We start from the raw sequence: 3,548 nt of genomic DNA on the forward strand, positions 1-3,548 counted from the left end.
AGAACCGGTATCAGCGCCGGCCGAGGTGATCTCGTCGATGACGTCGGAGGCGTCCAGCGCGGTGGCGATGTCGTTGACGACGACGGTGGCACCGGCACGCGCTAAGCCGATGGCTTCGGCGCGGCCCAGGCCCGCGGCCGCGCCGGTAACCACCGCGACCTTCCCGGACAGATCGGTCGCGTTCACGTTGCTAGTCAATTTATGAATACCTCTAATCTCGGGCGGCGACCCGCGGCGCCCGCTTAGTCTTCGCGAAGCAGCGCCGCGCGGGGGCATTCGGCGATCGCCTGCTCGGCGAGCTGCTCCCGGTCGGGCGGAATCGGATCCGTCTTGACCACGGCGTAGTCCTCGTCGTCCAGCTCGAAGATATCCGGCGCGATTCCCATGCACACCGCGTTGCCCTCACACCGATCGCGGTCCACTATCACTCGCACGGCTTCTCCTCCTATCAGCTGCCAAGCCTGTTCGGCCCATCCGACTGCCGGTAGCACCACCATACGACGACGGCTCGCTGGACCCCCAGACTAGAACGTGTTACAACCAGGAAGGTAGACGGGGATTGCGAAGGGACGGCCAATGCGCATCAGTTACACCCCTGAGCAGGAAGAGTTGCGTCGCGAACTGCGGTCGTACTTCGCCAAGCTGATCACCCCGGAACGCCGGGAAGCGCTGAGCTCGACGTCGGGCGAGATCGGCAGCGGCAACGTCTACCGGGAGACGGTCGCCCAGATGGGCCGCGACGGTTGGCTGGCGCTGGGTTGGCCCAAGGAGTACGGCGGACAGGCCCGTTCGGCGATGGATCAGCTGATCTTCACCGACGAAGCAGCCATCGCCGGTGCACCGGTGCCGTTCTTGACCATCAACAGTGTCGCGCCGACGATCATGGCGTTCGGCACCGAGGAACAGAAGAAGTTCTACCTGCCCAAGATCGCCGCCGGTGAGATTCATTTTTCGATCGGCTACTCGGAGCCAGGCGCCGGCACCGATCTGGCGAACCTGCGGACCACCGCGGTGCGCGACGGCGACGACTACATCGTCAACGGGCAAAAGATGTGGACGAGCCTCATCCAGTACGCCGACTACGTATGGCTGGCGGTGCGCACCAACCCCGACGCCAAGAAGCATCGCGGCATCTCGGTGTTGATCGTGCCGACCACGGCCGAGGGTTTCTCGTGGACACCGGTGCACACCATGGCCGGTCCGGACACCAGCGCCACCTATTACTCCGATGTACGTGTTCCGGTGGCCAACCGGGTCGGCGAAGAGAACGGCGGCTGGAAGCTGGTCACCAACCAGCTCAACCACGAGCGCGTGGCATTGGTCTCCGCACAGCCGATCATTCTGGCCCTTAACCAGGTTCGGGAATGGGCGCAGAACACGAAGGATGCCTCCGGTGCGCGGCTCATCGACTCGGAGTGGGTGCAGCTGAATCTGGCGCGGGTGCACGCCAAGGTCGAGGTGCTCAAGCTGATCAACTGGGAGCTGGCCTCGTCGAACGAAGCTGCGCCGTCGCCGGCGGATGCGTCGGCGGCCAAGGTGTTCGGCACCGAACTGGCCACCGAGGCCTACCGGCTGCTGATGGAAGTCCTCGGCACGGGCGCGACCGTGCGCCAGGATTCGCCCGGGGCGGTGCTGCGCGGCCGGGTCGAGCGGATGCACCGCGCGTGCTTGATCTTGACCTTCGGCGGCGGCACAAACGAAGTCCAGCGCGACATCATCGGCATGGTGGCGCTGGGCCTGCCCCGAGCCAACCGCTGATTCACAAAGGACGGTCTCATGGACTTCTCGACAACTGAAGCCGCACAGGACCTCGGTGGCCTGGTGACCACGATTGTGGACGCGGTGTGCACGCCGGAGCACCAGCGTGAGCTCGACGGCCTCGAGCAACGGTTCGACCGCGAACTGTGGCGCAAGCTGATCGACGCGGACATTTTGAGCACCGCGGCACCGGAGGCATTGGGTGGCGGCGCCTTTGGTGTGCTCGAGCAGACCGCGGTGCTGGTTGCGTTGGGCCGCCAGCTTGCCGCGGTGCCGTATTTGGAGTCGGTGGTGTTGGCTGCGGGGGCGCTGGGCCGGTTCGGCTCCGCGGAGCTTCAACAGCAGTGGGGTGCACCGGCGGTCGGCGGTGAAAAGGTCCTCACCGTCGCGCTGGATGGCGACCCGGGTGAGGGGCCGGTGCAGGCCGCCCGTTCAGGTGATGGCTATCGCCTGACCGGCACGCGCACCCAGGTCGGGTACGGACCGGTGGCCGACGGCTTTTTGGTGCCCGGCGAAACCGATTCCGGCACCGTAGTTTTCCTGATCAGTGTCGACGACCCCGGCGTGTCGGTGACCGCGCTGGAGACGACCGGTCTGGGCAGTGTCGGCCATCTCGAGCTGGCGGGCGTCGAAGTCGGCGCCGGACGGTTGGTCGGCGGCCACGAAGTCGTCGATTGGCTTTCTCCGCTTGCCTCATTGGGGCGCAGCGCTTTTCAGCTCGGCGTGCTCGACCGAGGGTTGCAGCTGACCGCCGAATACGCCCGCACCCGCGAGCAGTTCGACCGTCCGATCGGCAGCTTCCAGGCGGTGTCGCAGCGACTGGCCGACGGCTACATCGACGTCAAGGGGCTGCGGCTGACATTGACGCAGGCGGCTTGGCGGCTGTCCGAGGACTTACCGGCCGACACCGAAGTCGCGACGGCGGCGTTCTGGGCCGCCGATGCCGGGCATCGGGTGGCGCACACCATCGTCCATGTGCACGGCGGGGTCGGCATCGACATCGACCACCCGGTACACCGCTATTTCCTGGCCGCCAAGCAGACCGAGTTCGCACTCGGCAGCGCCACCGGAGCGCTGCGCAAGATCGGTCGCGAACTGGCCGACACACCCGTTTAACTGATGGCCGAGGCGCTGCCCACCGTCGTCGACTTGCTCAGACCGCTCGTCGACGTCGACGACCGCGGCGTCTACTTCGAGGACTCGTTCGTCAACTGGCGCGAGCACATTCGGCACGGCGCAGCGGTAGCGGCGGCGCTGCGCGAGCGCCTCGACCACAGCCAGCCGCCCCACGTGGGCGTGTTGCTGGAGAACACGCCATTCTTTTCGGCGATGCTGGTCGCGGCCGGGATGACGGGCATCGTGCCGGTGGGCCTCAACCCGGTGCGCCGCGGTGCCGCGCTGGCCCGCGATATCCGCCACGCCGACTGTCAACTGGTGCTGGCCGACTCGAATTCAGCTGTCGCACTGGGTGATATCGAGCATGTCAACGTCGACTCGGTCGAGTGGGCCGATGAGGTGACCGCGCATGCCGATGCCGACGTGCGGTTCCAGCAGGCGCGGCCCGAGGATCTGTTCATGCTGATCTTCACCTCGGGCACCAGTGGTGATCCCAAGGCTGTGATGTGCAGTCACGGCAAGGTCGGCATAGCCGGTGTGACGATGACCGAACGCTTCGGCTTGGGCCGGGACGACGTCTGCTATGTGTCGATGCCGCTGTTTCATTCCAACGCGGTACTGGTGGGGTGGTCGGTGGCACTAGCGTGTCGCGGATCGATGGTGTTGCGGCGCAA

General features: G+C 66.1%; 5 protein-coding genes. 3 read left to right on the forward strand and 2 right to left on the reverse strand.

All coding sequences use genetic code 11. From position 1 onward, the window contains the following. Positions 1-198: SDR family NAD(P)-dependent oxidoreductase (locus tag VFA16_RS13350; protein ID WP_324968275.1), on the reverse strand; the 198-nt coding region annotated here is incomplete at its 3' end. A gap of 44 nt (positions 199-242) precedes the next feature. Continuing rightward, positions 243-434 carry a ferredoxin gene (locus tag VFA16_RS13355; protein WP_083137824.1) on the reverse strand — a complete coding sequence of 64 codons (192 nt, stop codon included), beginning with the start codon at positions 432-434 and terminating at the stop codon, positions 243-245. A gap of 142 nt (positions 435-576) precedes the next feature. On the opposite strand from VFA16_RS13355, the gene VFA16_RS13360 reads away from it, so the two are divergent. The 3 genes from VFA16_RS13360 to VFA16_RS13370 all read left to right on the forward strand — a co-directional run. Continuing rightward, on the forward strand, positions 577-1,758 hold the full coding sequence (locus VFA16_RS13360; RefSeq protein WP_324968276.1) for an acyl-CoA dehydrogenase: 1,182 nt from the start codon (positions 577-579) through the stop codon (positions 1,756-1,758). A gap of 18 nt (positions 1,759-1,776) precedes the next feature. Further along, positions 1,777-2,874: an acyl-CoA dehydrogenase family protein gene (locus VFA16_RS13365; RefSeq protein ID WP_324968278.1), complete on the forward strand. Its 1,098-nt coding sequence runs from the start codon at positions 1,777-1,779 to the stop codon at positions 2,872-2,874. A 3-nt stretch (positions 2,875-2,877) separates the two neighbouring features. After that, the coding region (locus tag VFA16_RS13370; protein WP_324968279.1) for an AMP-binding protein at positions 2,878-3,548 on the forward strand (671 nt) is incomplete at its 3' end.

The sequence above is a fragment of the Mycobacterium sp. genome, assembly GCF_035653355.1.
GTDB lineage: Bacteria > Actinomycetota > Actinomycetes > Mycobacteriales > Mycobacteriaceae > Mycobacterium.